This is a genomic window from Streptomyces sp. NPDC101234 (genome assembly GCF_044767525.1).
GTDB lineage: Bacteria > Actinomycetota > Actinomycetes > Streptomycetales > Streptomycetaceae > Streptomyces > Streptomyces sasae.
In genome coordinates this window covers 1-21,988 of the sequence record NZ_JBIWOA010000030.1, presented here as the reverse complement: position 1 = coordinate 21,988, position 21,988 = coordinate 1, and the positions used below count along the sequence as shown (strand labels likewise).

The following is a 21,988-nucleotide window of genomic DNA, read 5'->3' as shown; positions in this document are numbered from 1 at the left end:
AGGGCCCGCCCGGCTCGCCCGTTGAGCGGTCCCGGGCACTGACCGGACCTGCGGATTCCGATAGCCTCGGACCGTGGCGGAACAACACCAGTTCGAGCGGGGCACCGACGGGCCGAAGGTCATCGTGGTCGGCGTGGACGGCTCGGACTCCTCGTGGCGCGCGGCCTCCTACGCCGCCGGTCTGGCCCGGCGGCAGCGCGCGTTGCTCGCCGTCGTGTACGTGCAGCCGGTGCTCGCTGCGGGCGCGGCGTTCGGGGCGCCGGTGGCGGAGACCACCGACGAGATCGCGGAGGCCCTGATCAAGGAGATCAGGGACGCGACCGAGCGGCTCAAAGGGATATTCGAGGTGCGCTGGGAGTTCCACACCTTCCGCGGCGACGCCTACAACGGCCTGGTGAAGGCGGCGGACGAGTTGAAGGCGGACGCGGTCGTGGTGGGCGCCTCCGAGCAGGCCGGCCACCGGATCATCGGCTCGGTCGCGATCCGTCTGGTGAAGGCGGGACGGTGGCCGGTGACGGTGGTGCCGTGACCTCCCGGGGTTCCCTCAGGAGCAGCACCGGGGTCGCCATCAGCAGGACGCCGGCCACTGCGATGGCGGTGCGGGGGCCGGTGAGGGTCGCCAGCAGGCCCCACAGGGCGGTCAGTGCGGCCGTGGTGGCCTTGCCGGTGATCGACCAGGCGGACAGGGTGCGGGCGACCCGGTCGTTCGGAGTGCACTCCAGGCGGCGGGTGGCGAACACCGGGTTGTAGACACCGGAGCTGGTGATCACCCCGAACTCGACGGCCATCACCAGCAGCAGTCCGGGCAGTCCGGGCCCGACGAAGGCCAGCCCCACGGGCCAGACGGCGCGCAGGGTGCCGGCGGTGTGCAGTACGCGCCGCCGGCCGTAGCGGGCGACGAGCGGGCGGGCCAGCCGGGAGCCGAGGAGGCCGCCGAGGCAGGGCACGGCGAAGGCCAGGCCGTACTGCCAGGGGGTGAAGCCGAGGCGGCCGAGCATGAGGACGGCGAGCGGCGGGGTGGCGACCATGATCAGGGCGTTGCCCGCGAGGCTGTTGAAGAACAGCGGGCGCAGGGCCGGGCTGGAGAGGATGTGCCGCCAGCCGTCGAGCAGGTCGGCGGCGCGCAGGCGTTCCGCGGTCCCGCGCTCGGGGCGGGGTTCGCCGCCGCCGACGGCCCGGATGCCGAGTGCGGACAGCAGGAAGCTGACGGCGTTCGCCACGACCGTGGTGACCGGTCCGAACAGGCCGATCGCGGCGCCGCCGAGGGGCGGTCCGAGGACGAGGGCGGTCCAGTTGGTGGACTCGAACCGGGCGTTGGCGGTGAGCAGCCGGTCGGCCGGTACGAGTGACTTCAGGAAGGCGCCGGAGGCCGCGTTGAAGGTGATGTCGGCGGCCGCCACGACGACGGACACGAGCAGCATCTGGCCGAGTCCGAGGCCGCCGAGCGCGTAGGCGACGGGAACGGTCAGCAGCGCGGCGAACCTGGCCAGGTCCATGGCGATCATCACCGGCCGCTTGCGCCGGAACTCCACCCACGGTCCGAGCGGCACCGCCGCCACGGCGCCCACGGCGGGCCCGGCGGCGGCGAGCAGCGCCACCTCGGCGGACCCGGCGTGCAGCGCGATGACCGCGATCACCGAGAACGCGTCGAAGGCGAGATAGGTACCGAGCGCACTCACGGAGTACGCGGCCCACAGCCACCCGAACCGCCGCCCCATGCACAACCTCCCGTTGACCCGGGACATGAAAACGCGCAGGTGACCACCGGATCAAACAACTCCAGGACACCGACCCACAACCATCGGTTGTACATCGACGACGCGACTCCGCCCCACCGGGGACACCGCCCGCACCGACCGGCCGGCGGGCGCACGACCGACGGCCGGCGACTGGACACGACGACCGGAGCGGCGCCGGGCGGCACGCAAGCGGGCGGCAGACGGCCGGCGACTCGGCGGGCCGGCGGAAGCGACGGCGGGCGGCTCGCGGGCGGGCGGTCGGTGACCGGCGGGCCGGCGTTATCCGGTCCGGGGCGCCGTCCGAGCCGGGGCGCCGTCCGAGCCGGGGCGCCGTCCGGGCCGGGCAGCCTGGCTGGGCATGGCTGGTGTGCGCGGCTGCGAGGGCGGCCCTTGGCAGGGTTCCGGCTCGGCCGAGGGCATGCGTGGCGTCTTCCGTCTGTTATGTGCCTGGGCCATCATGATCGGCCGTCAGCCGTTCGCGATCGGCGAAGAGGTGAGGCACATGGCCAAGCTCCGCATGGGTGAAGGAATTCTCCGTCGCAAACCCATCGAACACATCGAGGAGACCGAGGTCACCGAGGGCCCTCGGCTCGACAGATCGCTGGGGCTGGTGCAGCTGACCGCGATCGGTGTGGGCGGCATCATCGGCGCCGGCATCTTCACCCTCGCCGGCACGGTGGCCAACGAGACGGCCGGTCCCGCCGTCCTGGTGTCGTTCCTCATCGCCGGCCTGGCGAGCGCCTGCGCGGCGCTGTCGTACGCCGAGTTCGCCGGGATGATCCCGAAGGCCGGTTCGGCGTACACGTACGGCTACGCGGTGCTCGGTGAGTTCGCGGGCTGGTTCATCGGCTGGGACCTGCTCCTGGAGTACACGGCGATCGTGGCGGTGGTCGCGATCGGCATCTCCGGGTACTTCAGCTTCCTGGTCGAGGAGATGGGCGCGAACCTGCCGCACTGGATGCTCGGCGCCCCCGGCACCGGGCACGGCCACCGGGTCGATCTGTTCGCCGCACTGCTCTGTCTGCTGATCGCCTATCTGCTCACCATGGGCATCCGCAGCGCGGCCCGCTTCGAGACGATCGTGGTCGCGCTGAAGGTACTGGTCGTGCTGCTGGTGATCGGCGTCGGCGTGTTCCACATCGACTCGGCCAACTACCACCCGTTCTTCCCGTACGGCATCAGCGGCGCGTTCACGGGCGCCGCGACCGTGTTCTTCGCGGTCTTCGGGTACGACGCGATGTCGACGGCGGCCGAGGAGTCGAAGGACGCGCAGCGGCACATGCCCAAGGCGATCATCTACTCGCTGGCGATCTCCATGGTGCTGTACGTGGCGGCCTGTCTGGTCCTGACCGGTATGCAGAACTACAAGGACATCGACCCGGAGAGCGGCTTCTCGACGGCGTTCAAGTCGGTGGGGCTGAGCGGCCTCGCGGATGTGATCGCGGTGGGTGCGATCATCGGCATCCTGACGGTCATGTTCACGTTCATGCTGGGTGTGACGAGGGTCTGGTTCGCCATGTCCCGGGACGGGCTGCTGCCCTCCTGGTTCGCGAAGACGCACCCGACGCGGCATGTGCCGACCCGGGTGACCTGGATCGTCGGGGTGGCATCGGCCCTCCTCGCCGGCTTCGTGCCGATCGGCGAGGCGGCCGAACTCACCAACATCGGCATCCTGCTGGCGTTCGTGGTGGTGTGCAGCGCGGTGATCGTGCTGCGCTACCGGCAGCCGGAGCTGCCGCGCGGCTTCCGTACGCCGTGGATGCCGTTCCTGCCGGCGCTGGGTGTCGTCTTCTCGATCTGGCTGATCACGTTCCTGAAGTGGCAGACCTGGGTGCGGTTCGCGGTCTGGTTCCTGATCGGGTGCGTGATCTACTTCGGCTACTCGTACAAGCGGTCGCGGCTGGCCGGGCGTTAGAGCACGCGGAGGAAGTCGAGCAGGAGGGTGTTGAAGGCCTCCGGCTTCTCCAGGTTCGGATAGTGGCCGACTCCTTCGACGACCTCGGCGCGGCCGTCCGGGACCTCGCGGGCGAGGCGCTCGGCGGCGGCGAGCAGGTCGGCGGGTTCCAGGCCGCCGTTGATCGCTAGGACCGGTACGTCGATCTTCGGTACCCGGGGCCAGGAGTCGGTCACCGGGACGTGGTGGTTCGGTTCGTCCGGGGTGTGCTTGGAGATCGTGCGCAGGGCCATCTCCCGCAACCGCTGCGGGATGTCCGGGTCGAGGTCGGCGACGGCACGGTGCTCGCCGGCCACGCCCCGCAGGAAGGCGTCGAGCCAGCCATCGATGTCACCGGCGCCGAGAGTGCGGGCGTTCTCGGCCTGGAGGTCCTTGTGCCAGCAGTCGGTGTACTGGAAGTCGCCGGTCACCGCGCCGCAGGTGACCACCGCCCGGACCAGCTCCGGGTGTTCCAGCAGGGTGTCGGTGGCGATCACCCCGCCCATGGACAGACCGACGAGCACGGCGGGTCCGGCGTCCAGGTGGCGCAGGAGTTCGGCGAGGTCGTCGGCCCAGCGGAAGGGCCTGCTCGCATTGGCGGACCTGCCGTGCCCGCGCACGTCCGGGGCGATGACCCGGTACCCGGCGGCGAGCGCCGGGATCTGCCGGTGCCACACGCCGTGGTCGACGTACCCGGAATGGAGCAGGACCACCGGGTCGCCGGAGCCGGTGTCGAGGTAGGCGAGGTCGCCGTCGGAGGACGGGAGGAAGCGGACGTCCGCATCACCATTCATGACAACCAAGGTGTCATCTTCTCGGAGTTTTGACAACTGAGTTGTCATGTCGATCGGGGTGCATGATGGCCGGGTGAACGACATCGACAAGCCCCTCGCCCCCGACGAGCTGGGCGACCGCATCACCGAGGTGTTCGATCTGATCGGCCCGCTCTACCGGCGCGCCTTCCGCAAGATCGAGCAGGGCGAGCAGATCGAGGGGGCCTCCGTCGGCGTGCGCTCGGTGCTGGATCTGCTGCGCCGGTACGAGCCCATGACGGTGCCCCAGATGGGCCGGATCATGGCGCTGAGCCGGCAGTTCGTGCAGCGCATGGTGAACGACGCGGTGGCGCACGGCTGGGCGGAGGTCACCCCCAACCCCGCGCACCAGCGCTCCTCCCTGATCAGGCTCACGGACGAGGGCCGGACGGTCATCACGACGGTCCTCGCCCGCGAGCACGCCCTGAACCGGCAGATCGGCGGCGATCTGACCGACGCCGAGATCACCGCGTGCGTGCGGGTGCTGAAGCAGTTGCTGGAGACGTTCGACCACGTCGACGTGGAGTGACCTCGGCTACTCCCCCATGAGCAGCCCGTCCTTGGCGGCTCCCCGACTGAGCACGACGTCGCGGATGGTGTCGCGTACGGCGGTGTAGTCGGCGCCCTGCTCGATGGCCGTGTTGAGGTCGACGACCCGGCCGGCGTCGAGGTCGTACAGCTGCGGGATGAACTCGGCCTTGGCCACCTCCCAGCGGCCCCCGGGACGGGCCGGCGGGGTGAAGGTGAAGCGGGCGAGGGTGGACTCGTTGCCGCGCGGGTCCTGCCGGCCCTTGCTGTCCTTCATCTCGCCGGCGATCTGGTCGCCGAGGCCGTAGACCACCCAGGTGCCGTTGACCTTCTCGTACGCCTGCGGAATGTGGGCGTGGGTGCCGAGGACCAGGTCGATGTCGGGGCGGCCGCCGGTCCGCGCGGCGGTGAGCCGCTTGGCGAGGTCGAGCTGCTGCTGGTCGGGGGCGTTCTGCCCGTCGGTGCCCCAGTGCACCGAGACGACGACCACGTCGGCGCCGGCCTGCCGGGCGGCGTGGGCGTCGGCGAGGATGCGGTTCTCGTCGAGGAGGTTGACCGCCCAGGGCTGTCCGGGCGGCAGCAGGTTGCCGTTGACGTCGTAGGTGTAGGAGAGGTCGGCGACCCGGGCGCGGCCCGCGTTGAGCAGCGTGAGGGAGCCGGCCTCGGCCTGGGTGCGGGCGGTGCCGGTGTGCCGCAGGCCCACCTGGTCCATGGCGGCGAGGGTGTTCGCGATGCCGGCGGCGCCGCCGTCGAGGGCCCGGTCGGAGGCGGTGGAGCAGCCGTCGTACCCGACGCCCGCGAGTCCCGTGACGAGCTGCGGCGGTGTGGTGAGGCCGGAGCCGTCGGCGCCGAACACGGTCGCCAGGTGACAGAGCGCCAGATCGGCGCGGGAGACGACGGGTGCGACACCGGCGAGCATCGGTCGGAAGTCGTAGCCGTTGCCGCCCGCGTCGAGGTTCGCGTGGTCGACGGCGGATCTCTGCGGCAGGAGGTCGCCGGAGGCGACCAGGGTGAAGCCCCCGGGGGCGGCCGCGGCGGGCGCCGGGGGGACGGGCGGGGCCGCACCCTCCTGCCGTTGGTGGTTCGTGCAGGCGGCCGCGGTGGCGAGGAGGGCGGTCAGGGCCAGGGCCGCCTGGCGTCTGCGATTGATCATCAGGAGCACCCCAGAGTCGCAAGCCTTGTCCTATTTACAGAACAATGGGTACGAAGGTGAGCGGGACCGCAAACAACTCAGGCGCCCCGATTGACCCATCCGGGTCGGGTTCGGGGTGTGACGGACCGTTCGTCGCACCGTTCGCCGACGCGATCGACCGTCCGCCGCAGATCCCTGTGCGCCCTCTGTCCCCCGGTCCGGCCCTGCGATGCCATACGGCCATGACGGCCGGAACCACCCTTCCCCACGGGCTTCCCCCCGGACTCCCCCACGGGCCTCGCCACGGGACGACGACCGCCGAGCACGAGCTCGCCGCACTCCAGCGCGAGCACGGCCGACCGCTCTTCGCGCTGCTGCTGCGGCTCAGCGACGGGGACCGGCAGCGGGCCGAGGACCTCGTCCAGGAGACCCTCGTACGCGCCTGGCAGCACCCCGAGGCGCTGCGCGCCGACGACTTCGACTCCGTGCTGCCCTGGCTGCTGACCGTCGGCCGGCGGCTCGCCATCGACGCGCGCCGGGCCCGGCAGGCGCGGCCCGCCGAGGTGCACGACGCCGTCCTGGAGAACACCAGGGCGATCGGCGACCACGCCGAACGCGCCGCCGCGGCCCTCGACGTACGGGAGGCTGTGAAGACTCTCACCCCGGAGCACCGTGAAGTCCTGGTGCTGGTGTATTTCCAGGGGGCGAGTGTTGCGGAAGCCGCCGAGGCCCTCGGCATTCCACCCGGTACCGTGAAGTCGCGCGCTTACTACGCGCTGCGTGCCCTGCGCCGGGTCCTTCCCGGTTACGCACCCGACCTGCACTGAAACCGTAGGCAGAGCAAAGCCTTTGCAAAGCGCCTTGCTGAGGACCATGTCTGGGCAATCAGCTGTCTTCATCCGTGTTCCGCACCGGGAGAGGGACGGACCCGGGGTCGGGGCCACGCGCGCACCGGAGGAAGGCAGGACGGGATGCTGCACAGAGGTCAAGAGAGCACGGGCGGGGCCGGGAGCGGGGAACTGGCGGTCCCGATGGCCTGGTTGTACGCCGAGTACATCGCCGACGAGCTGCTGCGCACCGGCGATCTCATGCCACCGACGTCCTTCGAGTTCCGGGCCGGCCGTGACGCGCTGGCGCTGACCATCTTCCTCTCCGACACGGACGGCGAACTGTCGGGCATCCGGGTCGTGTCCCAGTTGGAGACCTGGCTTTCGCTCACGGCGTACGACCAGCCGTGGCAGGACTGGGTCGGCGAACGTATGGCTGTAGTGAACGCCGAGGCGGCCGAGGCGGGCGGCCCGTCACCGGACCTGGATCTGGCCGCGGCCGCCTGGCGCTGGCTGGAGGAGACCGAGCTCCTGGCCCCCGACCTGGACGCGGTGCCGGGCGGCGGTTCGGTGTTCGGCGAGGACGACGGACCGAAGGTGTGGACCCCCGCCTGGCGGCTCGGTCTGCCCCTCGGGCACCTCGCCATCCATCTTTTTTGATTCAGGACCAATCCGGAGGCCGGGCCGCTCCGAATCCTTTGGTTACGATTCTGTACGTGCCTTGAGTGAATCCTCTGCCGACTGCGTACGGGTGGGAGCAAGGAGCAATCAGTAACCCCACCCCCACCCTTCGGCACGAGGATTCGGCATGAGGTCCCTGGAAAGGCATCGCGACGTCGGCGCGTACGCGCTCGGCGTGCTGGACGAGGCGGAGGCCTTCCGCTTCGAGGACCACCTCATGGAGTGCCCTCGCTGCGCGGCGCACGTGACTGAATTCGGTCCCGCGGCACGGCAGTTGATGCTGTACCGCCGGGCCACGCCGCGCTTCGTGCACCCCATGGCCCAGCCGGGTCCCCGGCTGCTGGACCGGCTGCTCGCCGAGGTGGCGAGCCGGCATCGCGCCAAACGCCGGAAGCTGCTGTACGGCCTCGCCGCCTCCGTGGTGTTTGCGATCGCGGGCCCCGGCATCATGACGTACGTCGGCCATGAGTCCGTCCCGACCGTTCAGGTCGCCGCGACCACCGACGCGCAGTCGGGCGTGTGGGCGCAGGTGAAGGAGGCCGACTCGGACTCGGGCGCCGAGATCGAGCTGAAGGTGAAGGACGCGAACGGGCCGCGCTCCTGCCGGCTGATCGCCGTCGGCAACGACGGCTCCGAGCAGATCGTCACCACCTGGGCCGAGCGCAGCCACGGCCGGATGAGCACCATGTCGGGCGGCTCCTCGATGCACCCCGACGAGATCGACCACTACGAGGTGCGCAGCGCGGACGGGCAGCGCCTCGTGACCATCGACCCCAAATGACCGCCGGTCACTTCAGCAGCCGGGACATCCGGCGGTCCGCGAGCGGTTTGCCACCGGTCTGGCAGGTCGGGCAGTACTGCAGCGAGGAATCACTGAAGGAGACCTCACGGATGGTGTCCCCGCAGACCGGGCAGGGTTCGCCGGTACGGCCGTGGACGCGCAGCCCGCTCTTCTTCTCCGCCTTGAGCCGGCCCGCCGCCAGGCCGTGGGAGCGCTCCACCGCCTCGGTGAGGGTGGTGCGCAGCGCCTCGTACAGCCCGTGCACCTCCTCGGGTGCGAGGGACGCGGCCAGCTTGAACGGGGACATCTTCGCGGCGTGCAGGATCTCGTCGCTGTAGGCGTTGCCTACCCCGGCGATCAGGCTCTGGTCGCGCAGGGCGCCCTTGAGCTGCCGCCGCTCGTCCCTGAGCAGGGCGGCGAGCCGGGCCTCGTCGAAGTCGGCGGCGAGCGGGTCGGGGCCGAGCCGGGCGATGCCGGGAACCTCCTGCGGGTCGTGGACGACGTACACGGCGAGCTTCTTCTGGGTGCCGGCCTCGGTGAGGTCGAAGCCCGCGCCGTTCTCCAGGGCCACCCGCAGCGCGAGGGGGCCCTTTCCCGGCCGGGGCGGCCCGTCCGGCAGCCGGTCCTTCCACTGCAGCCAGCCCGCGCGGGCCAGATGGGTGACGAACCGCAGACCGCCGCCGCCCTCGACGTCCAGGAACTTGCCGTGCCGGTGCACGGCGACGACCTCGCTGCCCTCGAAGGCGCCGACGGGAGGGTCGTACGTCTTCAGCACGCTGATGGCGACCGGCAGCACGCGCACGACCTCGTGGCCGACCAGGTTCTCGGTCAGGAAGTCCTTGAGCGCTTCGACCTCGGGCAGTTCGGGCATGGGTCCAGAGTGCCATCCGGGGCCCCCGGGGTCAGTCCCCGTCGGGCTTCTGCGGCATCCGGAACTCGCACCAGACCGCCTTGCCGCCGCCGCGTGCCTCCACACCCCAGGCGTCGGCGATCTGGTCGACCAGCAGCAGGCCCCGGCCGGAGACCCCGTCCTCCCCGGCGTCGCGGCGGCGCGGCAGGGCGCTGGAGGAGTCCTCCACCTCGACGCGGAGCCGGCGGTCGCTGCCGGTGAGGACCCTGAGGGTGACGATCGCGGAGCCCTCCGTGTGCATCAGCGCGTTGGTGATCAGTTCGATCTCGTCGGCCCGGTCCCCGGCACCCCAGGCCCGGACGGCGGCCCGGATCATGTGCCGGGCCAGGGCGAGCGCCTCGGGGTCGCCGGAGGCCACATGCTGCTGGAGACGGCCGACGGCCTGCGCGGTGTCCGGGCCGCGGCGGCGCAGCAGGAGCAGGGCCACGTCGTCGTCGCCGCCCCGCTCCTCGGCGACCGCGATCAGCCGGTCGGCGAGGCCCCGCACGTCCTCCGGGCCCTGCTCGACCTGCTCGGTCAGGGCCCGTATCCCGACCCCGAGGTCGGTGCCGGGCTGCTCGACGAGCCCGTCGGTGCACAGCAGCATCGTCTCGCCCGGGTCCAGCTCCAGGGTGGACACCGGATAGTCGAGGCTGTCGAACTCGGCGGACAGTCCCAGCGGCAGCCCGCCCTCGACGGGGATACGACGGCAGCTCCCGTCGGCGGCCCGGACCAGCGGGTCGATGTGCCCGGCGCGGACCACCTGGACGACGCCCGTGGCCAGGTCGGCCTCGGCGTACAGGCAGGTGGCGAAGCGGTCGGTGTCGAGTTCGTCCAGGAAGACGGAGGCGCGGGCCATCACGGTGGCCGGGGTGTGCCCTTCGGCGGCGTAGGCGCGCAGCACGATGCGCAGCTGGCCCATGACGGCCGCCGCGTGCGTGTCGTGGCCCTGGACGTCACCGATGACCGCGCCGACCCGGCCGCCGGGCAGCGGGATCAGGTCGTACCAGTCGCCGCCGATGTCCCGGCCCAGGGAGCCGCCGGCGCTCGCGGAGCGGTAGCGGACGGCGACGTCGGCGCCGCGCACGCTGGGGATGGTGCGCGGCAGCATCGCCTGCTGGAGGCCCTGGGCGAGGTCCTTCTCCTGCTCGTAGAGCATGGCCCGCTGCAGGCTCTGCGCGATGCTGCTGCCGATGGCGACCAGGACGGCGCGCTCCTCGGAGGAGAAGCCGAGCCGGTCGTTGTAGAGCAGGCCCATGGCACCGATCGGGCGGGCCTGGGCGATCAGGGGCAGATAGGCCGCCGAGGTGATGTGCAGGCCGGTGATGTGCGGCCACAGGATCGGGTAGCGCTCGGCGAATTCGTCCGGTGACTCGATGAAGCGCGGGCTGAGGGTCTGCACCACCTCACCCATCGGGTAGGGCTCCTCGACCCGGGTGATCCGGGTGCCCGGTACGAAGCTGCCCACCGGTCCCTCCGCGACCAGCCGGATCCGGCCCGCCTCCACCAGCCCCATCACCAGGCTGGTCGCGCCCAGGTTGGGGATGCCATGGGCGTCCTTGAGGGCGTCGATGACGTCCTGGACGCTACGGGCGTGCGCGAGCGCGGCGGTGATCACCTGGACGACGTCGGTCTGCCGGCGCAGTGCCTGCCCCTGGGCGTCCCGCAGGCTCCGCGCCTCGCTGTCCTCCAGTTCCTTGGTGGCGTCCCGGACGATCCCCACGACCCGGCGCGGGCGGCCCGTCGCGTCGCGCCGGATGTAGCCCTGGGTGTGCGTCCAGCGCGGGCCGCCGTCGCGGCGGCGGATGCGGAAGTACGTCCCGTAGTTCTCGCTGCCGTCCTTGATGGCCTGGGACACCACCGCGTCCAGCCTGCTGGACTCCAGCGGGGGCACCCGGAGCGCAAGGCCCTCGGGGCGCCCGTCGAACTCCTCGGGGGTCAGGTCGAACACCTCGTACGCCTGGGCGTCCATGTGGAACAGACCGGTGTCCAGGTCCCAGTCGAAGGTGCCCATGCGGTTGAGCGCCAGGATCGGGTGTTCCGGATGGGCGGGCCAGTCGTCCGGGAGGGACGGAGCACTCGCTCCCCGATCAGCCATGGGGCCACCTTGCCAGGGGAACCCTTCCCGGGCAATTCCTCCCATATTGTCCACTTCACCCACCCGGGTTACGCAAGCCGGGGGACGCGGTACACAGGGTGACAGGTCCCTCTCGCACCGGGGGCCGCACAATGGAGAGAGGCAGGAGCGCACGGCCGTGGACTGGTTCACAGCACCCGGGTACTGGTTGAGCCGGCTGGTCTTCCAGCGGGCTCTGGCCGGTGTGTATCTCTTCGCGTTCCTGGTGGCCGCGCTGCAGTTCCGGGCCTTGCTGGGCGAGCGCGGGATGCTGCCGATCCCGGGGTTCGTCGCCCGGGTCCCCTTCAGACGCGCGCCGAGCCTGTTCCACCTGCACTACTCGGACCGCTTCTTCGCGGCCTGTGCCTGGGCGGGCTGTGCGGTGTCGGCGGCGCTGCTGGCGGGCGCGGACTCCGAACTGCCGCTCTGGGCCGGAATGCTGCTCTGGCTGATCCCCTGGGCGCTGTATCTGTCCATCGTGAACGTCGGCCAGACCTGGTACGCGTTCGGCTGGGAGTCCCTGCTCCTGGAGGTCGGCTTCCTGGCCGTCCTCCTCGGCAACGACGAGGTGGCCCCGCCGGTCGTCGTCCTCTTCCTGCTGCGCTGGATCCTGTTCCGGGTCGAGTTCGGGGCGGGCCTGATCAAGATGCGCGGGGACGCCTGCTGGCGCAAGCTGACCTGCCTCCACTACCACCACGAGACCCAGCCGATGCCGGGGCCGCTGAGCTGGTTCTTCCACCATCTCCCCGGGCCGGTGCACAAGGCGGAGGTGGCCGCGAACCACTTCACCCAACTGGTGGTCCCCGTGCTCCTCTTCACCCCGCAGCCCATCGCGACGGCGGCCGCGTCCCTGATGATCCTCACCCAGCTGTGGCTGGTGGTCTCCGGCAACTTCTCCTGGCTGAACTGGATCACCATCGTCCTGGCCCTGTCCGCCCTCCAGCTCCCCACCGGCCGCACCACCGCCCCGCCGGCCCCGCTCTGGTACGAGATCGTCGTCCTGGCCGTGGCCGCGCTGCTCGTCTACCTCAGCTACCACCCGGTGCTGAACATGGTCTCCCGCCGCCAGGTCATGAACCGCTCCTTCGACCCGCTCCACCTGGTCAACACCTACGGAGCGTTCGGCAGCGTCAGCCGGGTCCGGTACGAGGTGGTGGTCGAGGGCACCCTGGACGACTCGCCGCGCGAGGACTCGGACTGGCGGGAGTACGAGTTCAAGGGCAAGCCGGGCGACCCCCGGCACTGGCCGCGCCAGTTCGCGCCCTACCACCTCCGCCTGGACTGGCTGATGTGGTTCGCCGCCCTGTCCCCCGCGTACGCCGGCGACTGGTTCGGCGGCCTGGTGGAGCGCCTCCTGGAGAACGACCGCGACACGCTCCGTCTCCTGCGCCGCTCCCCGTTCCCGCCCGACCGGCCCCCGCGCTTCGTCCGCGCCCGCCTCTTCCGCTACCGCTACACCGGTTGGCGGGAGCTGCGGGAGACGGGCGCGTGCTGGCAGCGGACGTATGTGCGCGAGTTCATGCCGCCGACGCGGCTGGCGGCCCCGGCCGTCGACCGCGACTGAGCCGTCCGAGGCGCTGAGCGGCCGTACGACCGGAGTTCGCCTTCGGCGCGGCCTTCACACGGGAGTACGGCGACGCCCGGCGCCCACCGGCGGCGGGTGCCTCAGAGGTCGTAGACGCGGGTGGCGGTGGTCTCGAAGACGTGGGTGCGGTCGGCCGGGGTCACCAACCGGGCGGCGGCGTCGAAGACTTCGGCGTAGGTACCGGCCAGTGTGCACACCGGCCAGTCCGAGCCGAACATCAGGCGCTCCGGGCCGAAGGCGTCCAGGACCGTGTCGGCGTACGGGCGGAGGTCGTCCACCGTCCAGGAGGCGGGGTCGGCCTCCGTGACCATGCCGGAGAGCTTGCAGACGGTGTTGGGAAGGGCGGCGAGGACGCGCACGGCGGTGGCCCAGGGGTCGAGGGCGCCGGAGGCGATGGGGGGCTTGCCCAGGTGGTCCAGGACGAAGGTGAGGCGGGGGTGGGACTCCGCCGCCTTGACGGCGGCCGGGAGCTGGTGGGGCTGGACGATCAGGTCGTAGACGAGACCCGCGTCGGCGATCGCGGCCAGGCCCCGGTGCACGTCCGGGCGCAGCAGCCACTCCGGGTCCGGCTCGCCCTGGACCTGGTGGCGGATGCCCTTCAGGTAGGAACCGCCGGGGAGTTCGCGGAGGCGGGCGAGTTCGTCGGCGATGTCCGGGCGGGTCAGGTCGGTCCAGCCGACGACCGCCGCGATCAGGTCGTGGGCGTCGGCGAGGGCCAGGAACTCGGGGGTCTCCTCGGGCACGGTGACCGTCTGGACGAGGACCGTGCGGGTGACCCCGGCCGCCCGCGCCTCGGGTTCGAGGTCCTCGACGGCGAAGTTCCGTCTGAGCGGCTGGAGTTCGGGTCCGACGATCCAGTCCTGGTCCCGTACGGAGAGGTCCCAGACGTGGTGGTGGGCGTCGACGGTCATGGCAGCTCCCATACGACGGGCAGGCCGGCCTGCGCGCCTGCTTCGGAGTAGTCGTGGACGACGTCGAGCAGTTCGGCCATCCGGGCCTGCCAGGCCAGGTTGACCGGGAGCTTCTCCAGTTCGGCGAGGAGGTGGCCGTAGTCCGCGCAGTCCAGGAGATGGAAGAGGTCGGTGCCGCTGCGCCAGATGGTCCAGGAGGTGGCGCCGGCGGCCCGGATGGCGGCGGTGAGTTCGGCCGGGACCTCGCGGTGGGCGGCCTCGTACTCGGCGATGCGGTCCGCGCGGACCTTGGTGTGCAGGGCGACTCTCATGACGGCTCCTCCGTGGGTACGGGGGCGCCGGCGGGCAGGAGTCCGGCGGCGCGCAGCTCCTGCCAGAAGGCGGCGGGTACATGCGTGGCGAACTGCCGTGCGCCGTCCTCGATCTCGGCCGCCGAGCGGGCACCGACCAGGACGCTCGACACGGCCGGGTGGGCGGCGCAGAAGGCGAGGGCGGCGGCCCGGAGGGTGGTGCCGTGCCGTTCGGCGAGCGCCTTCAGCCGCAGGGCGCGGGCGAGCAACTCATCAGCGGCCTGGGCGTAGTTGTAGGTGGCGTCCGGCTTCGGGTCGGCCAGCAGACCGGAGTTGAAGGCGCCGCCGATCACCACCGAGGTGCCGCGCTCCTCGGCGGCCGGGAGCAGGTCGGCGAGTGCGCTCTGGTCGAGGAGGGTGTAGCGCCCCGCGCACAGCACCACGTCGACGTCGGTGTCGCGGACGAAGCGGGTGAGCATCGCGGTCTGGTTCATGCCGGCGCCGATCGCGCCCACGACACCCTCCGCGCGGAGCTTCTCCAGGGCCGGGTAACCCTCGCGGAAGGCCTGTTCGGCGTGGTCGTCGGGATCGTGGAGGTAGACGACGTCGACCCGGTCGAGACCCAGGCGCTCCAGGCTCGCCTCCAGGGTGCGGCGGATGCCGTCGGCGGTGAAGTCCCAGACCCGACGGAGGGTGTCGGGCACGGCGAAGCCGTTGGCGAGGTCGTCGCCGTCGCCCGGCCCCGGCTCCAGACGCCGGCCCACTTTGGTGGAGAGGGTGTAGGCGGTCCGGTCGTACTCCCGCAGCGCCTCGCCCAGCCGCCGTTCGGACAGGCCGAGGCCGTAGTGCGGGGCGGTGTCGAAGTAGCGGATGCCCTGCTGCCAGGCGGCGGTGACGGTGTCGTACGCCTGCTGGTCGGGGAGTTCGGTGTACAGGTTGCCGATCACGGCGGCGCCGAGGCCCAGCGGGCTGACCCGGACGCCGCTGCGGCCGAGGCCGCTCACTGTCCCACCGGACGCAGTCGCAGGCCCTGCATGCCGCCGTCGACCGCGAGGGAGGTGCCGGTGGTGGCGCCGGACAGCGGGCTCGCCAAGTAGGCGATGGCGAGGGCGACTTCGGGGGCGGAGACCAGGCGACCGGTGGGCTGGCGGGCCTCCAGGGCGGCGCGTTCGGCGGCCGGGTCGGCGGCCTTGCCGAGGAGGCGGCCGATCCACGGGGTGTCCACCGTACCGGGGTTGACGCAGTTGACCCGGACGCCCTCGCGGACGTGGTCGGCGGCCATGGCCAGGGTGAGGGAGTACACCGCGCCCTTGGTGGCGCTGTACAGGGCGCGTTGGGGCAGCCCGGCGGTGGCGGCGATGGAGCAGGTGTTGACGACGGCCGCGTGCTCCGAGCGGCGCAGGTGCGGGAGGGCGGCGCGGGCGGCGCGGACCATGCCGAGGACGTTGACGTCGTAGACGCGGTGCCATTCGTCGTCGTCGTTGTCCTCGACGGTGCCCTGGGCGCCGATGCCCGCGTTGTTGACGAGGACGTCGAGGCCGCCGAGGGCCTCGACCGCGCTCTCCACGGCCGTACGCACGGAGGAGTCGTCGGTGACGTCGGCCCGGAAGCCGAGGAGCGGTTTCTCGACGGAGGACGGGTCGAGGTCGAGGACGGCCACCTGGGCGCCACGCTCGGCGAGGAGTTCGGCCGTGGCCCGGCCGATCCCGGAGGCCCCGCCGGTGACCAGGGCCTTCAGACCCTCGAAGTCGGTCATGCCGCCTGTCCCTTCTGCGTTTCCGCGTCGGCGGCCCAGAAGGTGCCGCCCGGATAGGTGTACTCCGCGACGGACTCCGGTCGCATGGCGGCCGAGAATCCCGGTGCGGTGGGTGCCGTGTAGTGACCTTCCCTGATCACCACCGGATCGAGGAAGTGGTCGTGCAGATGGTCGACGTACTCGATGACCCGGTCGTCGGTGGTCCCGGCGACCGCGAGGTAGTCGAACATCGAGAGGTGCTGGACGAGTTCGCACAGGCCGACCCCGCCGGCGTGCGGGCAGACCGGGACACCGAACTTGGCGGCGAGCAGCAGGATGGCGAGGTTCTCGTTGACGCCGCCGACCCGGGCCGCGTCGATCTGGACGATGTCGAGGGCGCCGGCCTGGAGCAGCTGCTTGAAGACGATCCGGTTCTGGACGTGTTCGCCGGTGGCGACCTTGACCGGGGCGACCGCGCGGCGGATCGTCGCGTGCCCGAGGATGTCGTCGGGGCTGGTGGGCTCCTCGATCCAGTACGGGTCGAACTCGGCGAGGGCCTGGGTCCAGCGGATCGCCTCGTCGACGTCCCAGCGCTGGTTGGCGTCGATGGCCATCCGGATGTCCGGGCCGACGACCGAGCGGGCGACCCGGCAGCGCCGGATGTCGTCGTCCAGGTCGGCGCCGACCTTCAGCTTGATCTGCCCGAAGCCGTCGGCGACCGCCTCGGCGGCGAGCCGGGTGAGCTTCTCGTCGTCGTAGCCGAGCCAGCCCGCGGAGGTGGTGTAGGCGGGGAAGCCGCGCTCCAGGAGGCGGGCCCGGCGCTCGTCCGCGCCCTCGCGGCCCCGACGGAGGATATCGAGGGCTTCCTCGGGGGTGAGGGCGTCGGTGAGGTAGCGGAAGTCGATCTGGCGGACGATCCACTCGGGCTCGGCGTCGGCGAGCAGCTGCCACAGCGGCTTTCCGGCGCGGCGGGCGGCGAGGTCCCAGACGGCGTTGATCACCGCACCGATCGCCATGTGCATCACGCCCTTCTCGGGGCCGAGCCAGCGCAGCTGGCTGTCGCCGATCAGGTCCCGGTAGAGGGATCCGGGGTCGTCGCAGACCTCGTCCACCGGCCGGCCGAGCACATGGGTCCGCAGCGCGTCGATCGCGGCGACCTGGACGTCGTTGCCCCGCCCGATGGTGAACGTGAACCCGTGCCCCTCGTGCCCGTCCCCGGCGTCGGTGCGCAGCACGACATAGGCGGCCGAGTAGTCGGGGTCCGGGTTCATCGCGTCGGAGCCGTCGAGCTCGCGCGAGGTGGGGAAGCGGATGTCGTAGGTGTCGAGCGCGGTGACGCGATACGAGGGGCCGGGGCTCGGGGACACGGATTGCCTTTCCGTCGGGGGGAGTGCGGGGCGCGGGTGGGTCGCGGCGGCGGCCGGCGTGCCGCCGTCGGTCAGTCCTGCGCCCGTCCCGTGGTGACACGGGCGATCATGAGGGCGACCAGGATGATGCCGCCGTAGATGGCCTGGATCCAGAACGACGGCACCTGCGCCAGGGTGAGCAGGTTCTGTACGACACCCAGAAGGAGTACGCCGGTCAGGGCGCCGAACATGGTGCCCTTGCCGCCGTCCAGGCTGATGCCGCCGATCACCGCCGCCGCGAACACCGTGAAGATCATGTTGTTGCCCTGGTTGGCGCTGATCGCACCCACGTAACCGGTCTGCATGATCCCGCCGACGGAGGCGAGGACCCCCGCGACCACGAAGACGCCGAGCATCACCCGGTCGACGCGGATACCGGCGGCGCGGGCCGCGTCGGCGTTGCCTCCGATGGCGTACAGGGCGCGCCCGACACGGTGGTACTTCAGCACCAGCCCGGCGACCGCGAAGGAGACCGCCGCGAGCCACACCGAGAGGGGGACGTTGAGGAAGGTGCTGGTGGCCAGGGTGAAGAAGCTGTCGGGCATCCCGAACAGGGTCTTGCCCTTGGTCGCGCCGACCAGCACACCGCGCAGCACGATCAGCATCGCCAGCGTCACGATGAACGCGTTGAGCTTGAACTTGACGACCAGGATGCCGTTGAAGGCACCGACCAGCCCGCCGACGACGAGGATCGCCACCATCGCGAGGGCGGCGGGGAACCCGGTGCCCCAGCCGGACTCGGCCGACGGCAGCACGAGGAGGGCGCCGACGGCGGGCGCGATACCGACGACCGACTCCAGGGAGAGGTCGAACTTGCCGGTGATCAGCACCAGCGACTCGGCGAGCACCACCATCGCGAGGGCGGCGGAGGCGCCGAGGATGGAGATCAGGTTGCGCTCGGTGAGGAACGAGTCGTTGACCACCGCGCCGAGCACCATCAGCAGCAACAGCGCTGGGACGAGGGCGAGTTCACGGGCCCGGCGGAGAATGACGGTACGGGCCGCGCGCGTGTCCGGGGAGCGCACCGGGGTGATCGGCGGGGCCTTGGTCTCAGCCATGGTCCACTCCTTCGGGCATGGAGTCCACTCCTTCTATGGAGGCGATCAGCTCGTGGTCGTGCCAGCCGGCCGGGTGTTCGGCGACGATCCGGCCGTGGAAGAGGACGAGGACGCGGTCGCAGCGGCGCAGGTCGTCGAGTTCGTCGGAGACGACCAGTACGGCGGTGCCGTCCTCGCGGGCGCTGTCCACCCGGGCCAGCAGCGACTCCTTGGACTTCACGTCGACGCCCGCGGTGGGGTTGACCAGGACCAGGAGCCGGGGTTCGGAGGCCAGGGCGCGGGCCATGACGACCTTCTGCGCATTGCCGCCGGACAGGTCGGAGACGGGCTGCTCGGGGCCCTCGGCGTGGATGTCGAGGCGTTCGATCAGCCCGGTGGCGAAACGGCGCTTGCGGTCGGTGCCGACGAACCCGCGGCGGCCGAGCCGGTCGAGCACGGTCATGGTGGCGTTGTCACCGATGCTCATGCCGGAGACCAGCCCCTGGTCGTGCCGGTCCCGGGGCACGAATCCGACGCCTGCCTTCAGCGCGGCCCGCACATCGCCGAACGGGAGCGGTTTCTCCTGTACTCGGGCCGTACCGCCGGTCGGGGTGCGCAAGCCCGCGACGGTCTCGGCGAGTTCGATCTTGCCGCTGCCGCTGGTGCCGGCGAGCCCGACCACCTCGCCGCCGCGGACGGTGAGGTCGATGTGGTCGTACGACTCGGAACTCAGCCCTTGTACGTCGAGGACGACGGGTGCGTCCCCGGGAACCGCGTCCCGCGCCTGCTGTGCGCTCCCGGTGACCGCCTCCCCCGCCATCGCCTCCACCAGGGCGGGCCTGGGCAGGTCGGCGACGGGGGCGGTGGTGATCCAGCGGGCGTCACGGAGCACGGTGACGGTCTGGCAGACCTCGTAGACCTCCTGGAGGTGGTGCGAGATGAACAGGAAGGTCACGCCCGAGTCCTGGAGCGCCCGCATCCGGCTGAACAGCCGCTCGATCTCCCGGTTGTCGAGCTGGGCGGTCGGCTCGTCGAGGACGATGAACCGGGCGCCGAAGCTCAACGCACGGGCGATCTCGACCATTTGGCGGTCCTCGACCTTGAGGTCGGCGGTGCGTGCCTCGGGGTCGACGTGCACGTCCCAGGTGTCGAGCAGCGCGACGGCTTCCTTGCGGAGTCGCCGCCAGCTGATCAACCCCCGGTGCAGCGGCTGCCGGTTGATGAACAGGTTCTCGGCGACCGTCAGCTCCGGTACGACCGTGGGTTTTTGATAGACGCAGGCGACCTTGCGCCGCCAGGCGTCCCGGTCGGCGAGCGGGGGCGCGGGTTCGCCGTCGAAGCGGACCGTGCCCTCGTCCGGGGCCTGGAGGCCGGTGAGGACGTTGACCAGGGTGGACTTGCCGGCGCCGTTACGGCCGACGAGGGCGTGGGACTCGCCGGGCAGGACGGTGAGCCGGCCGTCGGCGAGGGCGACGGTGGGGCCGTACCGCTTGACGATGTCCCGGGCCTCAACAAGTGGCGTGATCATTTGACCGTGTTGCCCCACAGCTTCGGGTCGTCCACGTTGTCCTTGGTGACCAGGGGTGCGGGCAGCTGGTCCTCCAGGATCCCGCTGGGCAGCTTGACGATCGTGGAGTCGTGGTCGGTCGGACCCGGCTTGAACGTCTTCCCCTCCATCGCCGCCTTGATGTAGTACATGCCGTACTTGGCGTAGGTGTCGGCGGGCTGGGAGACGGTCGCGTCGATCTCGCCCTTGCGGATGGCGTCGAACTCCTGCGGGATGCCGTCGTTGGAGACGATCACTATGTGCCCGCTCTGCCCGGCGGTCTTGAGCATGCCCTTCGACTTCAGGGTCTGCAGGGTCGGGGCGAGGTAGACACCGCCGGCCTGCATGTAGATGCCCTTGATGTCGGGGTTGGCGTTGAGCAGGGTGCCCAGTTGGGAGGCGGCGGTGTCGGACTCCCACTTGGCGGGGATCTCCAGGACCTTGAGATTCGGGTACTTCTTCTTCACGCAGGAGCGGAACGCCTCGGAGCGGTCACGGCCGTTGACCGAGGCGAGGTCGCCCATGATCTGCACCACCTTGCCGCTGGTGACGTGCGCACCGAGGTAGTCACAGGCCTTCTCTCCGTAGGCGACGTTGTCGGCGCGGACCACCATGGCGACCTTGCCCTTGTCGGGCGCCACGTCGACGGCGACCACCGGCACGCCCTTGCGTTCGGCCTGGTCCAGGCCCGCCTCGATGGCGGCGCTGTCCAGGGGCGCGACGACGAGGCCCTTCACGCCCTGGTTGAGCTCGTTGTTGATGTCGGTGATCTGCTGCGAGGGGTCGCTGTTGGAGTTGACCGTCTTCAGCGCGTCGACACCCTCGGACTTCGCCATCTTGGGCACGTAGTCGTTGTACGACTGCCAGAACGGCGAGGTCAGCAGAGGCAGGACCACCCCGACCTTGCCGGTGCCGCCGCCCCCCGCGCTGCCGCTGCCGGTGTCCTTGGTGCTGCCGCACGCGGCCAGCATGAGCGAGGCACCGACGGCCAGGGCCGTCGCGCCGATGATCCGGGACCTGTTCCGCTTCCTCAGTGTTCTGCCGGGCATCTGGCAGCTCCTCATCGAGCGTGTTCGAGCAGATGACCGCATACTTATCAGACCACTCGACGCCTTCAACACCCTGCGGACTGCAATTTTCCGTCGAAGAGCCGTCGAATGAGCCGTAGTGGTCCGACCACCTTGCTGATTAGACTGCGGCTCACGGGTGACAGGAGGAACGGTGTGGACGAGACGGCCCCGCAGAAGGGCACGGTGACGCAGCGCGCCATCGAGCAGATCAAGGCGATGATCGCGGAGGGCCGGCTGGAGCCGGGCCAGCGGCTGCCGACGGAACGGGACCTCGCCGTCCAGCTGGGCATCTCCCGCAGCTCCATGCGCGAGGCGATCCGTGCGCTGACGGTCCTGGGCGTGCTGGAGGCCCGGCACGGCTCCGGTATCTACGTCACCCAGCTGGAGGCGGGTGACCTGCTGGAGACGTTCGGTGTGGTCGCCGATCTGTCACGCGGGCCGCGGCTGGTGGAGCTGCTGGAGGTGCGGCGGGTCCTGGAGTCGACGGCGACGGCGCTGGCCGCGGCGCGGATCACGGCCGACCAGCTGGCGGAGGTGGAGAAGCACCTGACGGCCATGAACGCGACGGACGATCCCGAGGAGATCCTCGCGCACGATCTCGCGTTCCACCGGGTGATCGCGGGCGCCGCGGGCAACGACACGATGGCCGCGATCCTGGAGGGGCTGTCCTCGCGGACGTTCCGGGCCCGGGTGTGGCGGGGGTACGAGGAGGAGGGGGCGTTCGCGCGGACCCGCCGGGAGCACGCCGCCATCCACCGGGCCCTGGTCGCCCGGGATCCGGAGGCGGCGAGGGCCGCGGCGGCCGCGCATGTCGGTGAGGTGGAACAGTGGCTGCGCACCCAGCTGGGCGGACAGGCGTGAGCGCCGGGGTCTGAGCCGGCGCGCCGGCGCAGACCCCCGCCGCGGGGACGGGCGGGGCCGGCCAGTGCCCCAGGCGCGCGGACCCCGCGCGGCGCGCGGTGTGGCCGCC

General features: G+C 71.2%; 21 protein-coding genes. 8 read left to right on the top strand and 13 right to left on the bottom strand.

The window, feature by feature from the left end; translation table 11 throughout:
* Positions 1 to 73 precede the first annotated feature (73 nt).
* Entirely contained in the window at positions 74 to 529 is a 456-nt protein-coding gene (locus tag ACIRR9_RS40375; RefSeq protein WP_403762917.1) for a universal stress protein, read from the top strand.
* On the opposite strand, the gene ACIRR9_RS40370 is transcribed toward ACIRR9_RS40375, so the two are convergent.
* Complete coding sequence (locus tag ACIRR9_RS40370; protein ID WP_403762914.1) at positions 465 to 1,718, bottom strand: MFS transporter; 1,254 nt, start codon at positions 1,716 to 1,718, stop codon at positions 465 to 467. The genes ACIRR9_RS40375 and ACIRR9_RS40370 overlap by 65 nt on opposite strands.
* A gap of 523 nt (positions 1,719 to 2,241) precedes the next feature.
* Here ACIRR9_RS40370 and ACIRR9_RS40365 point away from each other — a divergent pair.
* Entirely contained in the window at positions 2,242 to 3,654 is a 1,413-nt protein-coding gene (locus tag ACIRR9_RS40365; protein ID WP_384555560.1) for an amino acid permease, read from the top strand.
* Here ACIRR9_RS40365 and ACIRR9_RS40360 read toward each other — a convergent pair.
* Positions 3,651 to 4,466 carry an alpha/beta fold hydrolase gene (locus ACIRR9_RS40360; protein WP_403762911.1) on the bottom strand — a complete coding sequence of 272 codons (816 nt, stop codon included), beginning with the start codon at positions 4,464 to 4,466 and terminating at the stop codon, positions 3,651 to 3,653. The two genes, ACIRR9_RS40365 and ACIRR9_RS40360, sit on opposite strands and share 4 nt — an antisense overlap.
* A 73-nt stretch (positions 4,467 to 4,539) precedes the next feature.
* Here ACIRR9_RS40360 and ACIRR9_RS40355 point away from each other — a divergent pair, with 73 nt between their 5' ends.
* Complete coding sequence (locus tag ACIRR9_RS40355; protein ID WP_403762908.1) at positions 4,540 to 5,013, top strand: MarR family winged helix-turn-helix transcriptional regulator; 474 nt, start codon at positions 4,540 to 4,542, stop codon at positions 5,011 to 5,013.
* 6 nt (positions 5,014 to 5,019) lie between these two features.
* Here the strand turns inward: ACIRR9_RS40355 and ACIRR9_RS40350 are convergent, their stop codons facing one another.
* Entirely contained in the window at positions 5,020 to 6,165 is a 1,146-nt protein-coding gene (locus ACIRR9_RS40350; protein WP_403762905.1) for a CapA family protein, read from the bottom strand.
* A 221-nt stretch (positions 6,166 to 6,386) separates the two neighbouring features.
* Here ACIRR9_RS40350 and ACIRR9_RS40345 point away from each other — a divergent pair, with 221 nt between their 5' ends.
* From ACIRR9_RS40345 to ACIRR9_RS40335, 3 genes are all read left to right on the top strand, one after another.
* Positions 6,387 to 6,971, top strand: a complete 585-nt coding sequence (locus ACIRR9_RS40345) for a sigma-70 family RNA polymerase sigma factor (protein ID WP_403762902.1) — start codon at positions 6,387 to 6,389, stop codon at positions 6,969 to 6,971.
* Positions 6,972 to 7,115: 144 nt separating this feature from the next.
* On the top strand, positions 7,116 to 7,631 hold the full coding sequence (locus ACIRR9_RS40340) for a hypothetical protein (RefSeq protein WP_123979007.1): 516 nt from the start codon (positions 7,116 to 7,118) through the stop codon (positions 7,629 to 7,631).
* Positions 7,632 to 7,779: 148 nt separating this feature from the next.
* Complete coding sequence (locus ACIRR9_RS40335; protein WP_365336962.1) at positions 7,780 to 8,433, top strand: zf-HC2 domain-containing protein; 654 nt, start codon at positions 7,780 to 7,782, stop codon at positions 8,431 to 8,433.
* A 7-nt stretch (positions 8,434 to 8,440) separates the two neighbouring features.
* On the opposite strand, the gene ACIRR9_RS40330 is transcribed toward ACIRR9_RS40335, so the two are convergent.
* A complete protein-coding gene (locus ACIRR9_RS40330) occupies positions 8,441 to 9,304 on the bottom strand; it encodes an Fpg/Nei family DNA glycosylase (RefSeq protein ID WP_403762899.1) in 864 nt (287 codons plus the stop codon).
* Between the two features lie 31 nt (positions 9,305 to 9,335).
* Positions 9,336 to 11,420, bottom strand: coding sequence for a SpoIIE family protein phosphatase (locus ACIRR9_RS40325; RefSeq protein ID WP_403762896.1), 2,085 nt, complete (start codon positions 11,418 to 11,420; stop codon positions 9,336 to 9,338).
* Positions 11,421 to 11,577: 157 nt separating this feature from the next.
* Between ACIRR9_RS40325 and ACIRR9_RS40320 the strand changes: the two genes are divergently transcribed.
* Positions 11,578 to 13,002: a lipase maturation factor family protein gene (locus ACIRR9_RS40320; RefSeq protein WP_384555554.1), complete on the top strand. Its 1,425-nt coding sequence runs from the start codon at positions 11,578 to 11,580 to the stop codon at positions 13,000 to 13,002.
* 101 nt (positions 13,003 to 13,103) lie between these two features.
* Here ACIRR9_RS40320 and ACIRR9_RS40315 read toward each other — a convergent pair whose 3' ends face one another.
* From ACIRR9_RS40315 to ACIRR9_RS40280, 8 genes are all read right to left on the bottom strand, one after another.
* A complete protein-coding gene (locus ACIRR9_RS40315) occupies positions 13,104 to 13,934 on the bottom strand; it encodes an amidohydrolase family protein (protein WP_403762893.1) in 831 nt (276 codons plus the stop codon).
* The gene (locus tag ACIRR9_RS40310; protein ID WP_384555552.1) at positions 13,931 to 14,245 is read right to left on the bottom strand and encodes an L-rhamnose mutarotase; all 315 of its coding nucleotides are present in this window, start codon (positions 14,243 to 14,245) and stop codon (positions 13,931 to 13,933) included. Before ACIRR9_RS40310 ends, ACIRR9_RS40315 begins: the two co-directional genes overlap by 4 nt.
* Positions 14,242 to 15,228, bottom strand: a complete 987-nt coding sequence (locus tag ACIRR9_RS40305) for an aldo/keto reductase (protein WP_403762890.1) — start codon at positions 15,226 to 15,228, stop codon at positions 14,242 to 14,244. Before ACIRR9_RS40305 ends, ACIRR9_RS40310 begins: the two co-directional genes overlap by 4 nt.
* Positions 15,225 to 15,980, bottom strand: a complete 756-nt coding sequence (locus ACIRR9_RS40300) for an SDR family NAD(P)-dependent oxidoreductase (protein WP_403762887.1) — start codon at positions 15,978 to 15,980, stop codon at positions 15,225 to 15,227. Before ACIRR9_RS40300 ends, ACIRR9_RS40305 begins: the two co-directional genes overlap by 4 nt.
* Positions 15,977 to 17,326 (bottom strand): L-fuconate dehydratase, encoded by a 1,350-nt coding sequence (locus ACIRR9_RS40295; protein ID WP_403762884.1) that lies wholly within the window; start codon positions 17,324 to 17,326, stop codon positions 15,977 to 15,979. The genes ACIRR9_RS40300 and ACIRR9_RS40295 overlap by 4 nt, the downstream gene beginning before the upstream one ends.
* A 71-nt stretch (positions 17,327 to 17,397) precedes the next feature.
* Positions 17,398 to 18,423: an ABC transporter permease gene (locus ACIRR9_RS40290; RefSeq protein ID WP_384555548.1), complete on the bottom strand. Its 1,026-nt coding sequence runs from the start codon at positions 18,421 to 18,423 to the stop codon at positions 17,398 to 17,400.
* Positions 18,416 to 19,930, bottom strand: coding sequence for a sugar ABC transporter ATP-binding protein (locus ACIRR9_RS40285; RefSeq protein WP_403762881.1), 1,515 nt, complete (start codon positions 19,928 to 19,930; stop codon positions 18,416 to 18,418). The genes ACIRR9_RS40290 and ACIRR9_RS40285 overlap by 8 nt, the downstream gene beginning before the upstream one ends.
* A complete protein-coding gene (locus ACIRR9_RS40280) occupies positions 19,927 to 20,997 on the bottom strand; it encodes a sugar ABC transporter substrate-binding protein (protein WP_403762878.1) in 1,071 nt (356 codons plus the stop codon). The genes ACIRR9_RS40285 and ACIRR9_RS40280 overlap by 4 nt, the downstream gene beginning before the upstream one ends.
* Positions 20,998 to 21,171: 174 nt before the next feature.
* Here ACIRR9_RS40280 and ACIRR9_RS40275 point away from each other — a divergent pair, with 174 nt between their 5' ends.
* On the top strand, positions 21,172 to 21,879 hold the full coding sequence (locus ACIRR9_RS40275) for a FadR/GntR family transcriptional regulator (protein ID WP_403762875.1): 708 nt from the start codon (positions 21,172 to 21,174) through the stop codon (positions 21,877 to 21,879).
* Positions 21,880 to 21,988: the final 109 nt, after the last annotated feature.